This is a genomic window from Streptomyces sp. NPDC090798, assembly GCF_044768965.1.
In the GTDB taxonomy this organism is placed as follows: domain Bacteria; phylum Actinomycetota; class Actinomycetes; order Streptomycetales; family Streptomycetaceae; genus Streptomyces.
In genome coordinates this window covers 171,344-187,992 of sequence record NZ_JBIVXA010000001.1, presented here as the reverse complement: position 1 = coordinate 187,992, position 16,649 = coordinate 171,344, and the positions used below count along the sequence as shown (strand labels likewise).

Here is a 16,649-nt window from a genome sequence, read left to right as displayed (position 1 = left end):
GGATCATTCTGACGGATGAAATGCGGCGATGAGCTGGGGATATCACTCTCCGTGAGCGATAATGAAAGGGGTCGGACCGTTGGTGGGTGGGTGAGGTTCGGCGCTCTCATGGGGGACGGGGGTGTGCGCGGTGGCTGTTGCGGTGGAGTCCGAAGTCGATGTGTCGTCTGCGGTGGCAGATGAGTGGATTTCTGAATTGCGGTCGTGCGCGCCTTCGGTGGAGACCCTGGGGTTGCTGGTCGAGTTGGCCGGTGAGCGGCTTTCGGCGCGGGGGCGGATTGATGCCCTGGCCGTGTTCGAGAGGCACCTTGCCTGGATGCAGGGGATGCAGGTCGAGGTGTTGGCGGCCATTGGGGATTACGCGGATTCTGGGGCCGATGCTGCCGCAGCCGGTGAGGCGTTCGATGCTCGGCTGCTGCGGGAGTGGGATGCCGCGAGCGATGAAGTGGCTTGTGCCTTGCGGCTGGCCGGCGGCACCGCTTCGCGGCGGCTCGAGGTGGCGCAGCAGCTGTGCGCTCGATATCCGGCGACTCTGGACTTGCTGAAGCGTGGGGAGATCTCCCATCTGCAGGCCGAAGCCGTCACGGAATTGTGTGCGGTTCTCGAGCCGGATAAGGCTGGGCAGGTTGAGGCCGTCGTGGTCGCGAAAATGCCGAAGTTGGCCGTCGGGCAGACGCGGGCCCTGTTGCGTCGGCAGATTCATAAGGCCGATCCTGACGGAGCTGAGGAGCGGCATCGGCGGCGCAAGGCAGATCGGGAGACTGTCCTCTATCCGCGAGAGGATGGGATGGCCCTCTTCGGCGCCGTCCTGCCTGCTGAGCAGGCTGCCGAGATGGGACAGGCCGTCGATGCGCATGCGGCCACGTTCGACAATGACGGGCGGACTCTGGCGCAGAAGCGTGCCGACGCGTTGTACGACCTTGTGGTCAACCGGAATGGTGTGGTGGGAGATGGCGCGACTCCGGTGCGGGGGCGGGCTGCTGCCGTCGTGCAGGTCACGGTGCCTCTTGATGTTCTGGTGGGGGCCGAGGACGGGCCTGCCGAGCTGAAGGGGTACGGGCCGATCACCCCGGGGCAGGCGCGTGAAATCGCTTTTGCTCCGGGGACGATCTGGCGGAGGCTCATTACCGATCCTGGCAGTGGGCTGCTCGTGAAGGTCGATCCGACCACCTATCGGCCCACGGCTGATGCCGAGAGGCAGGTCATCGCGCGCGACCAGTACTGCGCCTTTCCCAGTTGTCGGATGCCTGCGCATCGCTGCGATGTCGATCACGTCGAACCGTTCGATCACGAGCGTCCTGAGGCGGGTGGGCTGACAGTTCCTGAGAATCTGCAGCCGTTGTGTCGGCGGCATCATCGGCTGAAGACCCACCATCGCGGATGGAGGGTGACGCGGGATCCGCATACCGGGATTGCCAGTTGGACGAGTCCCACGGGGCATACGTACAGGAATGCGCCGCCCGTTTATCGGGAGTGAGTGATCAACTGTTCTGGTTCGCTGGTTCGGCGGGCAGCTTCCAGTGGAGGCCACACCTTGGGGCTGTACGCCGGAGGTTCCACGATCTGCTTCATGACTCCCTCGGCCGCAGGGTGACTTGCTGCTCTGCGTGTGGTGACCGCATCGGGGCACGGTGATCGTGTCGTAAGAACGCGGTGATCGTGCGCGAGGTCTTGACATGAGCTTGGGCGCGTCACAACCTTTGGCAACGTTGTCACAACCTCTGACAACGTTGTCATGTCGGCTCCGGCGCCACCCGCGTGTTCGCCGGCCGCGCTGTTTTCTGATGGGACTCACGTTCATGGCAGGTCAGTCACATGCGCCGCGGGATCCTTCCGGTCCTTCCCGGCGGTCGGTGGTCACTACGGGTTCGACTCTTCTCGGCGGGTTCGGTCTGAGCGCTCTGTTCCCGGCGACGAGCACGGCCGCCGGGCGCGGTGACGCGCTCACCGCGGCGGCGTCGTCCGGTGAACTCGCCGCCTACCGCCCCGTCAAGGTCTCCTCGACGGACTACGCGCCGACCCCGGGCGAGTTCGTGGTCGACCGTCTCGCGTCGCCCGGGGTCCGGGGAAGCGGATGGCGTGCGGCGGCGGGGGACGACCCGCAGTGGATCTCGGTCGACCTGCAGGCCGACTGCCGGATCACGCGGGTCCGCCTCACCTTCGAGGCCGACGCGAGTGATCCGGTTTTCACGCCGCCCACCACCGGCAACCCGGCCGACGGCACCACCGGCAAGGAGATCCTGTCCAGTTACGCGCTCGCCTTCGTGGTCGAGACGTCCAGGGACGGCAGTTCCTGGACGAGCGTGTACCGCACGACCTCCGGTACGGGCGGGGTGGTGGACATCCCGCTGACCCGGTCCGTGACGGCGCGGTGGGTGCGGATGACGGCCCAGCGGCGGTCCAGTCCCAACCCGCTCGGTCTGAATGGTTTCGAGGTGTACGGCACCGTCGGTGGCCGGCGGCCCTCGGCCACCGGCTGGACCGACTGGGGAACCCACCACGGCGAGGCTCCCCGGCTGGCCGTCGCGGCGGACGGCACGGTGCCGCTGGAGTCCGGCTGGCGGCTGACCCTGGACGACTGGGCCGACGGCGAGGGCGCCGACCTGTCGAAGCCGACCGTGGACACCAGTGGCTGGCTGCCCGCCACCGTGCCCGGCACGGTCCTCGCCTCGCTCGTCGACCAGGGAAAGCTTCCGGACCCGGTGGCCGGACTGAACAATCTGCACATCCCTGAGGCGCTCTCCCGCCATTCCTGGTGGTACAAGCGTGACTTCGGCCTGCCGTCCGGTCTGCGCACCGGCCATGGCCGCAGGGTCTGGCTGGAGTTCGACGGCATCAACCATCAGGCCGACATCTGGCTCAACGGCCACCGGGTGGGAGGGCTCACCTACCCGTTCGCCCGCTCGGCCCATGACGTGACGGAGTGGATCGCCGAGAAGGGCCAGAACGCGCTGGCGGTGAAGATCACGCCGATGCCCGTCCCCGGCAGCCCGGGGGACAAGGGCCCCGCCGGGGAGTCCTGGGTGGACGCGGGCGCGGGCCAGATGAACCTCAACTCGCCCACGTATCTGGCCGCTTCGGGGTGGGACTGGATGCCCGCCGTCCGGGACCGGGTCTCGGGGATCTGGAACCACGTCCGGCTGAGGTCCACGGGGCCCGTGGTCATCGGCGACCCCCGGGTGGACACGGTTCTGCCGGAGCTGCCCGACACCTCCGTCGCCGAACTGACCATCACCGTCCCGGTCCGTAACGCCGATTCGGTCGAGCACACCACGACCGTCTCCGCCTCCTTCGGCGACATACGTGTCTCCAAGGCCGTCACCGTGCCGGCCGGCCGGAGCGTCGACGTCACCTTCGCTCCGGACGCCTTCAGCCGGCTGCGGCTGCGCAACCCCGCGCTGTGGTGGCCCAACGGGCTCGGCAGTCCCGACCTTCACGACCTCACCCTGGCCGCCGCGGTCGACGGGACGGAGAGCGACCGGCGCACCACCCGCTTCGGCATCCGCCAGTTCGGCTACGAGTACGACGTGCCGCTGCCCTTCACCTCGTCCGGCGACGCCTGCACCCAGTCGCTGGAGGTCGGGAGGCAGCAGGCCCGGTATGTGCGGGTCAGGTGCCTGACCAGGGCTACGGACTGGGGCAGCTCCCTGTGGACCCTGTCCGTGACGGACAGCGGCAGGCCGGGCACCGACCTCGCCCTGCACGCGGGCGCCACCTCCTCCACGACGGACGGCGACGACCACGGCCCCGGCAACGTCACCGACGGTGACCCCGGCACCCGCTGGTCCTCGGCCTACCAGGACGATCAGTGGATCCGCGTGGACCTGGGGTCCCCGCAGTCCTTCGACGGCGTCGACCTCGTGTGGGAGCAGGCCTACGCCCGGACGTACGTGGTCCAGGTGTCCACGGACGACTCGACCTGGACGGACGTGAAGTCCGTCGACAACACCGCCGTACCGCTGCCGTTCAACACCGACCGGGCGAGCTTGCAGGTGGAGGACTTCACCGCCCGCACGGCCCGCTTCGTGCGGATCAACTGCGGTGTGCGCCACACCAGCTGGGGCAACTCCCTCTGGTCCCTGTCGGTGATCGACAGCTCCCGTCCGGGCACCGACCTGGCACTGCACAAGGCGGCCACGGCCTCCACGGAGGAGTCCGACCATCCGGCCGCGGCCGCCACCGACGGCAGCCCCGACAGCCGGTGGTCGTCGCAGTACGAGGACCACCAGTGGATCCAGGTCGACCTCGGCTCCGCCCAGAGTTTCGACCGGGTGGCCATCCTGTGGGAGCAGGCCTATCCGAAGACTTACGTCATCCAGGTGTCGTCCGACGGTGACACCTGGACGGACGTGAAGTCCGTGGACAACAGCCCGGTGCCGCTGAAGATCAGTGTGAACGGCGTACGGGTCCTGGCCAGGGGCGGCAACTGGGGCTGGGACGAACTGCTGCGGCGGATGCCGGCCGAGCGGATGGACGCGGCGGTGCGCATGCACCGCGACATGAACTTCACGATGATCCGCAACTGGGTCGGCAGCATCAACCGCGAGGAGTTCTACGCCAGTTGCGACGAACACGGCATCCTGGTGTGGAACGACTTCCCCAATGCCTGGGCCATGGACCCGCCGGACCATGACGCGTTCAACGCGATCGCGCGCGACACCGTACTGCGCTACCGCATCCACCCGTGCGTGGTGGTGTGGTGCGGCGCCAACGAGGGCGACCCGCCGGCCGCCATCGACAAGGGCATGCGCGACGCCGTCGAGCAGCAGGTCCCCGGCATCCTCTACCAGAACAACTCCGCCGGAGGCATCATCAGCGGCGGCGGCCCCTACAACTGGGTGGAGCCCGAGAAGTACTACGACCCGTCGACCTACGGCAGCAAGAGCTTCGGATTCCACACCGAGATCGGCATGCCGGTCGTCTCCACCGCCGAGAGCATGCGCAACCTGGTGGGAGAGGAGAAGGAGTGGCCGATCGGCGGCGCGTGGTACTACCACGACTGGAGTGAACACGGGAACCAGGCTCCGCAGCAGTACCGGGCGGCGATCGAAGCGCGCCTGGACACCGCGACGGATCTCGACGACTTCGCCCGCAAGGCGCAGTTCGTCAACTACGAGAACGCGCGCAGCATGTTCGAGGCGTGGAACGCCCACCTGTGGGACGACGCCAGCGGCCTCATGCTGTGGATGTCCCACCCCGCCTGGCACAGCACCGTCTGGCAGACCTACGACTACGACTTCGACGTCAACGGCACCTACTACGGTGCCCGCACCGCCTGCGAGCCCCTGCACGTCCAGGCCGACCCGTTGAAATGGCAGCTCCTCGTGGTGAACCACACGCGCCAGGCGGTCAAGGGCGCGACCGTCACCGCCCGGCTGCACGACCTCGCCGGCCGCCGGATCGGCGGGACCAGGAAGGCCGTGGTCGATGTCGCGTCGGCCTCCACCACCCGCACCTTCTCCGTGGACTGGACCGACGACCTGCCCGATCTGCATCTGCTGCGTCTGACCGTCGAGGACCACGCGGGTCGTACGCTCTCGGCCAACACCTACTGGCGCCATCGGACCCCGGCCGCGATGAAGGCACTCAACGACCTCCCACGGGTCAGGCTCTCGGCCTCGATCACCCGTGTGTCGCGCTCCGGTACCCGACGTGAGCTGACCGCTGTCGTCGAGAACCGCGGGTCGGCCCTCGCCCCGATGGTCCGGCTGTCGCTGCTGGACGATCACAGCGGTGACCGCGTCCTGCCGACGCTGTACAGCGACAACTACCTCTGGCTGCTGCCCGGCGAGTCGCGGACGGTCACCCTGTCCTGGCCGGCTCACGCGCTGCCGTCGAACCGTCCGGCGCTCAGCGTGTCCGCCTACAACGCTCCCCGCACGGTCGCCCGGGGGTAGGGCGGTCGCCGGACGTCCGTTCGTGCGCGTTAGCCTCGGTTTGTTCGACAGAGGCGGGCAGGAGCGGGAGGCAGTAATGGCGAAGGTACCGGCCGCGGCGGTGGCCGCGGGTGGGCTCATCGGCGGGTACGGCGTGGCCCGGTGGACCAAGAAGCGGCAGCTCGGCGGGGTGGTGCTCGCCGCCGCCGGGGCCACGGCCGCGCAGCAGTGGCGGCGGCAGGCCGGCGGGAAGGCCGCGGGGGCGCTGACCGTCGCGTACGTCGCCGCCTTCGCCGGGTCCCACCCGCTGGCCAAGAAGGTGGGCGCCTGGCCCTCCGTGTTCGGCGTCGCCGGTGCCGTGGCCCTCGCCTCGTGGGCCGTGGCCGACCGGCGGGCCTGAGCGAGCACGGAGCACTACGGGCCTGAGGGTCGGAGGGCTTGAGAGTCTCAGGGTCTGAGGGCTTGAGGGTCTGAGGGCTTGAGGGTCTGAGGGCTTGAGGGTCTGAGGGCTTGAGGGTCTGAGGGCTTGAGGGTCTGAGGGCTTGAGGGTCTGAGGGCCTACGAGGCCGCGGCAGCGGACACGGGTTCCGGGACCGGGACCGGGACCGGGACTGAGGTTGGGACCGGGACCGGGGTTGGTTCCGTGCTCCGGAACGCGCGGCGGTATGCGTGCGGGCTCGTTCCCACCACGCGCTTGAACCGTTCCCGGAACGCCGTCGGTGAGCCGAACCCCGCCTGGGTCGCGATGCGTTCGACCGGGTACGTGGTCGTCTCCAGGAGGTACTGGGCGCGGCGGACCCGGGCGCGGTGCAGCCACTGGAGCGGTGTGGTGCCGGTCTGGTCGCGGAAGCGGCGGTTGAGCGTACGGGTGCTCATGCCTGCGTGGGCGGCGATGTCCTCCAGGGTCAGCTCACGCTCCGCGTTCTCCTCCAGCCAGGCGAGGAGGGGCTCCATCGTGGTGCCGGCCGGTACCGGGGGCTGGTCGTGGATGATGAACTGGGCCTGGCCGCCCTCCCGTTCGAGCGGCATGACCGACATCCGGGCCGCGTGCGCGGCGACCGCCGAACCATGGTCCTGGCGGATCATGTGCAGGCACATGTCGAGGGCGGCGGCCGCGCCCGCCGAGGTGAGGAACTGGCCGTTGTCGACGTAGAGGACGTTCGGGTCGACGGTCACGGCGGGGTACCTGGCGGCCAGGTCCGCGGCCGCGACCCAGTGCGTGGTGGCGCGCAGCCCGTCCAGCAGGCCGGTGGCGGCGAAGACGAAGGCGCCCACGCAGATCGAGGCGATCCGGGTGCCGTGCGCGGCCGCCGCGCGCAGCGCCTCCGTCACGCCCGGCGGGAGCGGGGCGGCCGGGTTCGCGACGCCGGGCAGGATGATCGTGTCGGCCTCGGCGAGCGCCTCCAGGCCGTAGGGCGCGCGGATCGTGAACGGGCCCGCGCTCACCTCCTCGTCCGCCGTGGGCGAGCAGACCCGGATCCGGTAGGGCTCCCGGCCGTCCGGCAGCCGGGCCCAGCCGAAGGTGTCGATCGGGGCGGAGAGGTCGAACGGGATGACCTGGTCGAGCGCCAGTACGGCCACGGTGTGCATGGCAAGAGCGTAGGCGTACAGCGGATTGTGGCCAATGGGGGCTCGTAGCCTCGTAGGGCGTCTGTAGCGTCGTAGGGCTGCGTCGGGGCGCCTCCGGCCTGCGGCGCGGTGAGTGGCGAGAATCCGTTGGACCCTGGCAGAAGTGCCGCTTCCGCAAGATCGAGCGCGCCCCTAGCGTCAGCCCGTGAACAAGTTCCTTCTCGCCGTGCACGTCCTCGCCGCGATAGTCGCCGTCGGGCCCGTCACCGTCGCCGCCAGCATGTTCCCGCCCAGTGCGCGCAAGGCGCTCGCCGAGCCCGGAGACGCCCAGGCCCTCTCCACCGTCCGGGTGCTGCACCGCATCTGCCGTGCGTACGCGACGGTCGGCGTCGCCGTGCCCGTGTTCGGGTTCGCCACGGCCAAGAACATGGGCGTGCTCGGCGACACCTGGCTGATCGTCTCGATCACGCTGACGGCTCTGGCCGCCGTCGTCCTCGCCGCGCTGGTCCTGCCCCGGCAGACCGCGCTCATGGAGGGCATGGAGGGCATGGAGGTAGCGGTAGGCGTGGGGGGAGGCGGGGAAGGTGCGGCGAATCCCGGAGCGAGCCGTGTCGGACGGCGGGCCACCGCCCGGCTCGCCATGTTCACCGGACTCTTCAACCTCCTCTGGGCCACCGTCACGATCCTGATGATTGTCCGACCGGGGTCCACCACCGGCGCCTAGTGCGGTGACCGGGAACCTTCACCGGGCTCAGGGACGCTCACCCGGACCGGCAGGGGGCGACCTCATATCTCGGGCCTCCGATCCAAGTCGGTCCTGCCCATTCACCCATTCGGAGTACTAGTGCGCGCGGGCGGCGCCGTGACCGGCAACTGTTGTAACCCGATTGGGGGAAGATCCCGAAGGGAGGCGCCATGCGTATCCACCGAAGTCTCGGACTCGCGATCGCCACAGCAACCCTCGCCGGACTCAGCCTCACCGGCGCCCCAATCGCGCAGGCCGGCACACCCCACACCAACGTCACCCCCGAACAGTGCCGGGACGGCGGCGGAACGGTGAACAGCAGACCGTACGACGGCCAGTACTGCTCGGGCGGCACGTACAGCAACAGCCCCATTGCGTGATGTGGACGATTTGACGGGGCGCCCGCAGCCGCGTGCCGAGGGACACCCCGCACCCACAACGACACGGCCACAGCATCAGCCCTAGGATCCGGCTCATGCATGAACAGGTGTACGGACCACAGGATCCGTCGACGCCCTCGGCCCCGGCGGCCTACCTCGCCACCGTGGAGAGCAGGCTGACAGCCGACGGGTGCGCCACCCGCTGGGAGGACTGGGCCGGGGTGCCCGTGCTGGTGGGGCGACGATCGGACTTCCGGCTGCGCTGGATGGCGACGAAGCTGTATCTGTTCACCGTGGCCGCGGCGGTTCCGGAAATCACCGTGCCCGTCATCGAGGGCTTCACCGAACAGGTGACGAAGTACGCCAAGGCCACCAAGGGCGGCCTGCCCGTCGGTCTGCAGAACGGGGTCGGCGCCTTCCCCGTCCTGGTCAGCGACCGTGTCGACCCGGCCGCCGTGCGGTGGGCGGAGGAGCGCCAGCGGGTCCGGTTCGCCTGTATGACACGGCCCGTCGTGGTCGACAGCTCCCGCCCGTACGTGGGCATGTACAGCGGCAAGCCCGCCCTCGGGCGCGTCTACGCCGCGTACTTCATCGAGAAGGGCTCGCGGTACTTCTACGGTCCGTGAATCGTCACTTCAACGGTCCGTGAGTCCTCCCCCGCCGGGTGTTCACCACCACCGGGCGAGGCTGAGCGCCTCGTCCGACGAGTCCCCGGAGCCCCCCGAGCCCCCCGAGCCCCCGGAGCCCCCGGAGCCCGAGGACTTCGCCCAGTCCGCCGCCCGATACCGCCTCGCCACCGCCGTCGCGATCAGCACTCCCGCCGCGACCACCAGCGTGAAGAACGCCCAGGTGAGCGGCCAGGCCGCCGCGTCCGGGGGCTCCGGGTGGGAGTGGAAGGAGATGTACATCAGCGCGGCCGGCGGTCCCGCCACCAGCAGCAACGGCCAGGCCAGCGCGTCCCGGCAGCCGAGGTAGGCGGCCAGGAACAGCAGGGCCACGCTGAGGAGTACGGCGCCGAGGACGGTCACCGAGGTCGTCTCGGTGACCGACCCGGTCGTCCCGGGGCGGTTGCGCAGGTCCCAGGGGAGGCAGAGGAGGTACGCCGCGCCGGAGAGGGCGGCGCCGAGCACGCGCGTCAGCCAGCGTTCCGGCCAGGGGCGCGTTCGCAGAGGGCCTAACAGCTTCTCGGTCATGCGTACGAGGGTTGCCGTCCGGGCGGCGGGCCGACAGAGTACGCGTACTCAGGTTCCCGTACTCAGGCCCGTGCGCAGGTTCCCGTACTCAGGCCCGTGCGCAGGTTCCCGTACTCAGGCCCGTGCTCAGGTTCCCGTGCTCAGGCCCGTGCTCAGCTTCCCGTACTCAGGCGGCGTCCGCGGGTGCCGCCGACAGCGGGGACGCGATGTCCTCCAGCGAGCGCCGTTCGGCGTTCACCGCCAGGAACGCGGCGACCAGGCCCGCCGCGCACATCAGGCCCGCGCCGATCTGGAAGGCCAGCACGGTGTCGCCGACCACGCCGGACTGGGTGAGGTTCGCGAAGACCAGCGGTCCGCTGATGCCGCCCGCCGCCGTGCCGATGGCGTAGAAGAAGGCGATGGCCATCGCGCGGGTCTCCATCGGGAAGATCTCGGAGACGGTGAGGTAGGCGCTCGACGCGCCCGCCGAGGCGAAGAAGAGGGCCACGCACCAGCAGGCCGTCAGGGTGACCGCGCTCAGCGAGCCCCGGCCGAACAGCCAGGCCGTGCCGAACAGCAGCAGCCCGGAGAGCAGGTATGTCGACGAGATCATCGGGCGGCGGCCGACCGTGTCGAAGAGCTTGCCGAGCAGCAGCGGGCCGAGGAAGTTGCCGAACGCGATCACGGCGAAGTAGTAGCCGGTGGCGCCCGCCGGAACGTCGTAGAACTTTGTCAGGATCGCGCCGAAGCCGAAGGTGATCGCGTTGTAGAGGAACGCCTGGCCGATGAAGAGGGAGAGGCCGAGCGCGGCGCGTTTGCGGTAGGTCGCGAGGACCGTGCGGGCGATGGTGAGGAAGCCGATGGTCTTGCGCTGGTGGATGGTGATCTCCCCGGCGGGGGGCGGCAGTTCGCGGCCGCCGAGGTCGGCGCGGACCCGTTCCTCCACCGAGGCCACCAGTTGTTCGGCCTCCTCCTGTCTGCCGTGGATCAGCAGCCACCGTGGGCTCTCCGGGACATTGCGGCGTACGAGGAGGATGACCAGGCCGAGGACCACGCCGAGGGCGAAGGTCAGCCGCCAGCCGATGTTCGCCGGGAAGAGGGCGGTGTCCAGCGCGACGATCGACAGCAGGGAGCCGCCGATCGCGCCCAGCCAGAAGCTGCCGTTGATGATCAGGTCGACCCGGCCGCGGTACTGGGAGGGGATCAGCTCGTCGATCGCCGAGTTGATGGCCGCGTACTCGCCGCCGATTCCGAAGCCCGTGAGGAAGCGGAAGGTGAAGAACCACCAGGGCTCGAAGGAGAGGGCGGTCAGGGCCGTGGCCGCGAGATACACCACCAGGGTGACCATGAACAGTTTCCTGCGGCCGAAACGGTCGGTGAGGCGGCCGAAGAACAGCGCCCCCACGCACGCGCCGGCGACATAGAGGGCGGCCGCGGCGCCGGTGACCTGCGCGGATGTGATCGGCAGGCCGCTGCCGGGCTCGGAGAGGCGTCCGGCGATGTTGCCGACGATCGTGACTTCCAGTCCGTCGAGGATCCACACCGTGCCGAGGCCGATCACCACGGTCCAGTGCCAGCGTGACCACGGAAGGCGGTCGAGACGGGCGGGAACTGCGCTGGTGACCCGGCCCCCGGCTTTGTCCCGGCCTTCCCCCCGGCCCTTTTCCTCAACGGTGGACATGAGGCTCCCTCCAAGTCGAGCGACGCCTGCCCGGGTTCCCTCCGGAGCACGGCCTACGCCCGCCCGAGGGCGGTCACGCCCTCCCGAGAGGGATCTACGCCCCCACGATCCGCGACACCGTATAGATCAGCAACCCGGCCAACGAGCCCACCACCGTGCCGTTGATCCGGATGAACTGCAGGTCACGGCCGATGTGGGCCTCGATCTTCCTGGTCGTGTGCTCGGCGTCCCAGCCGGCCACCGTGTCGGTGATGAGGGACGTGATCTCGGTCCGGTACGTCGTCACCACGTACACCGCGGCGCCCTCGACCCACCGGTCGACCTTGGCCTGGAGCTTGGGATCGGTGGCCATGCGGGCGCCCAGCGAGAGCAGGGAGGCCCGCACGCGCAGCCGCAGCTCGCTGCGCTCGTCCTCGGCGGCGGACACGATCATGGACCGTACGGCCGTCCAGGCGGAGGCGATCAGGTCCTGGACCTCGCCGCGGCCGAGCACCTCGCCCTTCAGGCGCTCCACGCGCGCGCGGGTGTCGGTGTCGGACTGGAGGTCGCAGGCGAAGTCGGTGAGGAAGCGGTCGAGGGCGCCACGGGCCGGGTGGGAGGGGGCGTCGCGCATCTCGGTGACGAAGCGGAGCAGCTCCTTGTAGACCCGCTCGCCGACCTTCTTGTCGACGAAGCGCGGGGTCCAGCCGGGTGCGCCGCCCTGGACCGCGTCCATGACCTGCTCGTCGTGGAGCACCAGCCAGTCGTGGGCGCGGATGCAGACCAGGTCCACGACCCGCTTGTGGCCACCGTCCGCGACGATCTTCTCGAGCATCTTCCCAATGCCGGGCGCGATCTCCTGGGCGTCGGCGCGGCGGGTGATCGCCTCTCCGACCACCGCCTGCACGTCGGAGTCGCGCAGCACGGTCAGGGCGCCTCTGAGCGCGGCGGCGAGCTCCGCGGTGACCCGGTCGGCGTGCTCCGGTTCGGCGAGCCAGGCACCGAGACGGCTGCCGATGCCCACGGCGCGCAGGCGCTGTCGTACGACGTCGGAGGAGAGGAAGTTCTCGCCCACGAACTCGCCGAGCGAGACGCCCAACTGGTCCTTCTTGGTAGGGATGATCGCGGTGTGCGGGATGGGCAGGCCGAGCGGGTGGCGGAAGAGGGCCGTGACCGCGAACCAGTCGGCGAGCGCTCCGACCATGCCGGCCTCGGCGGCCGCCGCGACATAGCCGGCCCAGGCGCCGGCGCCCTCGTGGGACGCCCATGTCGCGAGGACGTACACGAGGGCGACGAAGAGCAGCAGGCCGGTGGCCGTCAGCTTCATCTGGCGGACACCGCGGCGCTTCTCCTCGTCGGCGGGGCTGAACGAGGTCATCGCGCGGTTCGGCGGGCCGGGTGCGGTCGTCGCGCGCCGCTCCCGGCCGGGGCCGGCCGTCGCGCGTTCGGCGTGGTCGACGGCGGTCGTCGCGCGGTTGCCCGGGGCGCCGGGCCGGGCGGGCTGCCCTTCGGCGCCCGCGTCTTCCGGTTCTGTTCGGTCCATTCACTCCACCCGTTCGCCGCGCCGTCCGAGGGCTCCGTACACATTGTCCCTTCCTGACCGACTCCCGGAACGGAACAGGAGTTCCCTGCGTCTGTTCGGGCGGGGGGAACTCAGGGGAATCCCGGGGCCGTCTCCGGGAAATCTCGGGGGCGTCCCAGGGCACCTCCGGGGCGTCCCAGGGTCGTTCGAGGCCACGGGAGGGGGTCCCGTCGATTTCCTCTCCACCCCGTACCGCATCATGTGATCATCACTTCGGAGCCTCGGGCTCCCCTCGCCCGAGGAGACACGCACCGCATGACCAAGCGTCATGGTTATGCCCTGCTGGCCGCCGTCATCGCCATGATCGTGGCCATATCCGGAGCCATATACGTGGGTGTCGCCGCCGACGACGGCACCGGCGGCACCCGCAACGCCACCGCCGACAACCGCGCCCCGCGCGACTCGGCCGCCCCCGCCTCCGCCGGCACCTGGGTCGGCACCTGGTCGGCCTCCCCCGCCGGAGCCGAGCCCGGCACCGAGACGAACGGCATGGCGGGCCACTCCCTGCGCAACGTCGTGCACACGGACGTCGGCGGCGCCGAGGCCCGCATCACCCTGTCCAACCTCTACGGACAGCAGCCGCTGAACATCACGCACGCCTCGATCGCCGTCGCCGCGGCCCGGAACGACGCCGCGGCGGTGGCCGACACCATGCGCCGCCTCACCTTCTCCGGCAGCACCACCGTGATCGTCCCGGCCGGACAGCAGATCATGAGCGACGCCGTGCGCGTGCGCATCCCGCGCGACTCCGACGTCCTCGTGACCACGTACGCCCCGACCCCGTCCGGCCCGGTCACCTACCACCCGCACGCGCGGCAGATCTCGTACGCCGCCCAGGGCGACCGCACCGAGGACGTGACCGCCACCGCGTACACCGAGCAGACCGAGCACTGGCGCTACCTCACCGCGCTCGACGTACTGAGCGACGAATCCGTCGGCACCGTCGTCGCCCTGGGCGACTCGATCACCGACGGCATCACCTCCACGCCGGGCGCCGACCACCGCTGGACGGACGTCCTCGCCGACCGGCTGCGCGTCGCGGCAGGCTCCGGCGACGTACCTCGCTACAGCGTCGTCAACCAGGGAATCAGCGGCAACCAGGTCCTGGCCGAAGGGCTCGGCCGGCCCGCCGACAACCCGAGCGGCCTGAACCGTCTCGGGCGCGACGTGCTCGGCCGTACGAACGTCAAGGCCGTCGTCATCGACCTCGGCGTCAACGACATCCTGCGCAACCAGGGCCAGGTCGATCCGCGGACCGTCACCGACGGACTGCGGGAGATGGTGCGGCGGGCGCATGCGCGCGGACTGCGGGTCGTCGGGGCGACGCTGATGCCCTTCGGAGGGCACCGCGGCTACTCGCGCGCGCGTGACGCCGTACGCCGGGCCGTCAACGCGGAGATCCGGGCGGGGAAGGTGTACGACGCCGTCGTCGACTTCGACGAGGCGTTGCGGGATCCGTACGATCCGCGGCGGCTGCGGGCCGATTACGACTCCGGGGACCATCTGCACCCCAGTGACAAGGGGTACGAGCGGATGGCGGAGGTGTTCGAGCTCGGGGATCTGAAGGGGGCGGCGCCTGCGGAGCTGTAGGGTCCGGTCGTTTTTCGACTGCGGCGCCGTCGTGGCCTGTCGCGCCCAGGCGGCGGAGCCGCACAATGTCACAGCCCCGCGCCCCTGAGGGGGCGCTTCACCTGGCCGGAATCTAGTGCGTCGCGACGGGGCGAACGTTGCCTGTCGCGGCACTAGTAACCGCCGTGCCTCCGCCGATGCCGCTCGTCCCTGCGCTCCCGGTGCCGTTCCCGGCGTTCCTCCAAGCGCTCCCTGCGCTCCTCGTGGCGTTCGCGGATGAGGTCGTGGGCGTCGTCCAGGGCGTCGAACATGTCGCCGAGGCCGTCCCGCCGTGAACCCTCCAGTTCCCTGCGGGCGCTCTTGCGCTCCAGCTTCTCCTGGCGGCGCTCCTCCTTCAGGCGCAGCCGCTCGGCACGGGTCAGCTTGCGCTCCACGCCGACGCCGCCCCAGAAGGCGAAGCCCGTGACGATCACGCGCGGGGCGCCCGGGTCCCCGGCCCGCCCCTCCTCGCGGTGGTCGAAGCCGCCCATGATGCCGATACCGCGGACGACGACCTCGACGCCGGGCGGCACAATGACGTTCACGCCGCCCATGACGGCGACGACGTTGACGACGACCTCACGGTCCGCGAAGTTCGCCTCGCGCAGGTCGATCTCGCCGCCGCCCATGAAGGCGAAGGAGTTGAAGCGCTTGGGTACCGTCCAGCGGCCCTTGCGCTCGAAGCCCGACAGGATCGCGACACCCCACGAGGACGAGCCCTCGCCGCCGACGATCCGCCCCGCCCAACTCCCGCTCGCCTCAGGCTGCTTGACCATGGAGACCGGGGCTGCGGCGTGCACGCCCGGCAGATCGCGGGTGAGCGGCGCCAGTTCCCTGTACGTCCGCGCCTTGAACGCCGCTTCCAGCCGCTCCTCGAACTCCTCCATGTCGAGGCGGCCTTCCGCGAGGGCGTCCCGCAGCTGTTCGGCGACTCGTTCACGATCGGCGTCGGAGGCCCGCAGCTCCGGGCTCGGGGATCCGGGGTCCGGCGGCGTCGGTCGCTGGTCGTCGCTTCCCCTGGAAGGCGCATCCTCGGTCATGGGAGCCAGCCTACGAGAGAGCCTTCTCCGCGTACATGCGGCTGATGACCGCCTCGATGTCCGGCTCCCGCACCGAGAGGTCCACCAGGGGGAACTCGGCCGCGATCCGCGCCACCAGTTCCGCCGCCGACGCCGCCGCGGGGAAGGCGAGCCACTGCCGGGGCCCCTCCACCTTCACCACCCGCGCCGAGTCGATCTCGATCGGCGGGAGCTCCCGCGCCAGGTCGACCACGAGGGTCCGCTCGCTCTCCCCCACCTCGTGCAGCCCGGTCAGCGCACCGTCGTACATCAGCCGCCCGTGGTCGATGACCATCACCCGCCGGCACAGCTGCTCGATGTCGGTGAGGTCGTGCGTGGTCAGCAGCACCGTCGTGCCGCGCTCGGCGTTCAGGTCCCGCAGGAAGGAGCGGACCTTGGCCTTGCTGATCACATCGAGGCCGATGGTGGGTTCGTCGAGGTAGAGGACCTCGGGGTCGTGCAGCAGCGCCGCCCCGATGTCGCCGCGCATCCGCTGCCCCAGTGAGAGCTGGCGCACCGGCACGTCCAACAGGGCTTCCAGATCCAGGAGTTCGACACAGCGGTCGAGGTTCTCGCGATAACGGGCGTCCGGGATCCGGTACATGCGGTGCATCAGGCGGTAGGAGTCGATCAGCGGAAGGTCCCACCACAGGGTCGTACGCTGCCCGAAGACGACCCCGATGCGCCGCGCGAGCCGGGTCCGCTCGCGGGACGGGTCGATGCCCGCCACCCGCAGCCGGCCGGCGCTCGGGGTGAGGATGCCGGTGAGCATCTTGATGGTGGTCGACTTGCCCGCGCCGTTCGGGCCGATGTAGCCGACCATCTCACCGCGCGCCACGGTGAAGGAGAGGGAGTCCACGGCCCGTACCTGGCGCCGTTCGCTGCGCAGGAAGCCGGTCTTCTTGCGGACGTCGAAGACCTTCTCGACGCCGTCGAGTTCGATGAAGTCGCCCACCGGATCCCTGACCGGGTCCGTCATCAGGCCTGTTTCCATGTCGG

General features: G+C 70.1%; 13 protein-coding genes. 7 read left to right on the top strand and 6 right to left on the bottom strand.

The window, feature by feature from the left end; all coding sequences use genetic code 11:
* The first annotated feature begins 130 nt into the window (after positions 1-130).
* The 3 genes from ACIQTP_RS00790 (at position 131) to ACIQTP_RS00780 (ending at position 6,276) form a co-directional block, all read left to right on the top strand.
* Positions 131-1,477, top strand: a complete 1,347-nt coding sequence (locus ACIQTP_RS00790; RefSeq protein ID WP_403394974.1) for a DUF222 domain-containing protein — start codon at positions 131-133, stop codon at positions 1,475-1,477.
* A gap of 322 nt (positions 1,478-1,799) precedes the next feature.
* Entirely contained in the window at positions 1,800-5,897 is a 4,098-nt protein-coding gene (locus ACIQTP_RS00785) for a discoidin domain-containing protein (RefSeq protein WP_403394972.1), read from the top strand.
* Between the two features lie 76 nt (positions 5,898-5,973).
* A complete protein-coding gene (locus ACIQTP_RS00780) occupies positions 5,974-6,276 on the top strand; it encodes a hypothetical protein (protein ID WP_075029125.1) in 303 nt (100 codons plus the stop codon).
* 158 nt (positions 6,277-6,434) lie between these two features.
* On the opposite strand, the gene ACIQTP_RS00775 is transcribed toward ACIQTP_RS00780, so the two are convergent.
* Complete coding sequence (locus ACIQTP_RS00775) at positions 6,435-7,466, bottom strand: GlxA family transcriptional regulator (protein ID WP_403394969.1); 1,032 nt, start codon at positions 7,464-7,466, stop codon at positions 6,435-6,437.
* 184 nt (positions 7,467-7,650) lie between these two features.
* On the opposite strand from ACIQTP_RS00775, the gene ACIQTP_RS00770 reads away from it, so the two are divergent.
* From ACIQTP_RS00770 to ACIQTP_RS00760, 3 genes are all read left to right on the top strand, one after another.
* Entirely contained in the window at positions 7,651-8,169 is a 519-nt protein-coding gene (locus ACIQTP_RS00770; protein ID WP_403394967.1) for a hypothetical protein, read from the top strand.
* Positions 8,170-8,360: 191 nt separating this feature from the next.
* Positions 8,361-8,570 carry a hypothetical protein gene (locus tag ACIQTP_RS00765; RefSeq protein WP_403394965.1) on the top strand — a complete coding sequence of 70 codons (210 nt, stop codon included), beginning with the start codon at positions 8,361-8,363 and terminating at the stop codon, positions 8,568-8,570.
* Between the two features lie 95 nt (positions 8,571-8,665).
* The gene (locus tag ACIQTP_RS00760) at positions 8,666-9,196 is read left to right on the top strand and encodes a levansucrase (protein ID WP_403394963.1); all 531 of its coding nucleotides are present in this window, start codon (positions 8,666-8,668) and stop codon (positions 9,194-9,196) included.
* Positions 9,197-9,238: 42 nt separating this feature from the next.
* Here the strand turns inward: ACIQTP_RS00760 and ACIQTP_RS00755 are convergent, their stop codons facing one another.
* The 3 genes from ACIQTP_RS00755 to ACIQTP_RS00745 all read right to left on the bottom strand — a co-directional run bounded on the left by ACIQTP_RS00755 (position 9,239) and on the right by ACIQTP_RS00745 (position 12,945).
* Positions 9,239-9,763, bottom strand: coding sequence for a hypothetical protein (locus tag ACIQTP_RS00755; protein WP_403394961.1), 525 nt, complete (start codon positions 9,761-9,763; stop codon positions 9,239-9,241).
* 166 nt (positions 9,764-9,929) lie between these two features.
* The gene (locus tag ACIQTP_RS00750) at positions 9,930-11,423 is read right to left on the bottom strand and encodes an MFS transporter (protein WP_403394959.1); all 1,494 of its coding nucleotides are present in this window, start codon (positions 11,421-11,423) and stop codon (positions 9,930-9,932) included.
* 94 nt (positions 11,424-11,517) lie between these two features.
* Positions 11,518-12,945: a DUF445 domain-containing protein gene (locus ACIQTP_RS00745; RefSeq protein ID WP_403394957.1), complete on the bottom strand. Its 1,428-nt coding sequence runs from the start codon at positions 12,943-12,945 to the stop codon at positions 11,518-11,520.
* A 294-nt stretch (positions 12,946-13,239) separates the two neighbouring features.
* Between ACIQTP_RS00745 and ACIQTP_RS00740 the strand changes: the two genes are divergently transcribed.
* Complete coding sequence (locus ACIQTP_RS00740) at positions 13,240-14,574, top strand: SGNH/GDSL hydrolase family protein (RefSeq protein WP_403394955.1); 1,335 nt, start codon at positions 13,240-13,242, stop codon at positions 14,572-14,574.
* A 152-nt stretch (positions 14,575-14,726) separates the two neighbouring features.
* On the opposite strand, the gene ACIQTP_RS00735 is transcribed toward ACIQTP_RS00740, so the two are convergent.
* Both ACIQTP_RS00735 and ACIQTP_RS00730 read right to left on the bottom strand, forming a co-directional pair.
* Positions 14,727-15,632, bottom strand: coding sequence for a DUF1707 domain-containing protein (locus tag ACIQTP_RS00735; RefSeq protein WP_403394953.1), 906 nt, complete (start codon positions 15,630-15,632; stop codon positions 14,727-14,729).
* 10 nt (positions 15,633-15,642) lie between these two features.
* On the bottom strand, positions 15,643-16,644 hold the full coding sequence (locus ACIQTP_RS00730) for an ATP-binding cassette domain-containing protein (RefSeq protein ID WP_403394951.1): 1,002 nt from the start codon (positions 16,642-16,644) through the stop codon (positions 15,643-15,645).
* Between the last annotated feature and the right edge of the window lie 5 nt (positions 16,645-16,649).

Excerpts from the sequence above, each read along its gene's own strand:
- ACIQTP_RS00785 (WP_403394972.1), top strand. The coding sequence starts at position 1,800 with ATGGCAGGTCAGTCACATGCGCCGCGGGATCCTTCCGGTCCTTCCCGG.
- ACIQTP_RS00780 (WP_075029125.1), top strand. The coding sequence starts at position 5,974 with ATGGCGAAGGTACCGGCCGCGGCGGTGGCCGCGGGTGGGCTCATCGGC.
- ACIQTP_RS00775 (WP_403394969.1), bottom strand. The coding sequence starts at position 7,466 with ATGCACACCGTGGCCGTACTGGCGCTCGACCAGGTCATCCCGTTCGAC.
- ACIQTP_RS00765 (WP_403394965.1), top strand. The coding sequence starts at position 8,361 with ATGCGTATCCACCGAAGTCTCGGACTCGCGATCGCCACAGCAACCCTC.
- ACIQTP_RS00760 (WP_403394963.1), top strand. The coding sequence starts at position 8,666 with ATGCATGAACAGGTGTACGGACCACAGGATCCGTCGACGCCCTCGGCC.
- ACIQTP_RS00755 (WP_403394961.1), bottom strand. The coding sequence starts at position 9,763 with ATGACCGAGAAGCTGTTAGGCCCTCTGCGAACGCGCCCCTGGCCGGAA.
- ACIQTP_RS00750 (WP_403394959.1), bottom strand. The coding sequence starts at position 11,423 with ATGTCCACCGTTGAGGAAAAGGGCCGGGGGGAAGGCCGGGACAAAGCC.
- ACIQTP_RS00745 (WP_403394957.1), bottom strand. The coding sequence starts at position 12,945 with ATGGACCGAACAGAACCGGAAGACGCGGGCGCCGAAGGGCAGCCCGCC.
- ACIQTP_RS00740 (WP_403394955.1), top strand. The coding sequence starts at position 13,240 with ATGACCAAGCGTCATGGTTATGCCCTGCTGGCCGCCGTCATCGCCATG.
- ACIQTP_RS00735 (WP_403394953.1), bottom strand. The coding sequence starts at position 15,632 with ATGACCGAGGATGCGCCTTCCAGGGGAAGCGACGACCAGCGACCGACG.
- ACIQTP_RS00730 (WP_403394951.1), bottom strand. The coding sequence starts at position 16,644 with ATGGAAACAGGCCTGATGACGGACCCGGTCAGGGATCCGGTGGGCGAC.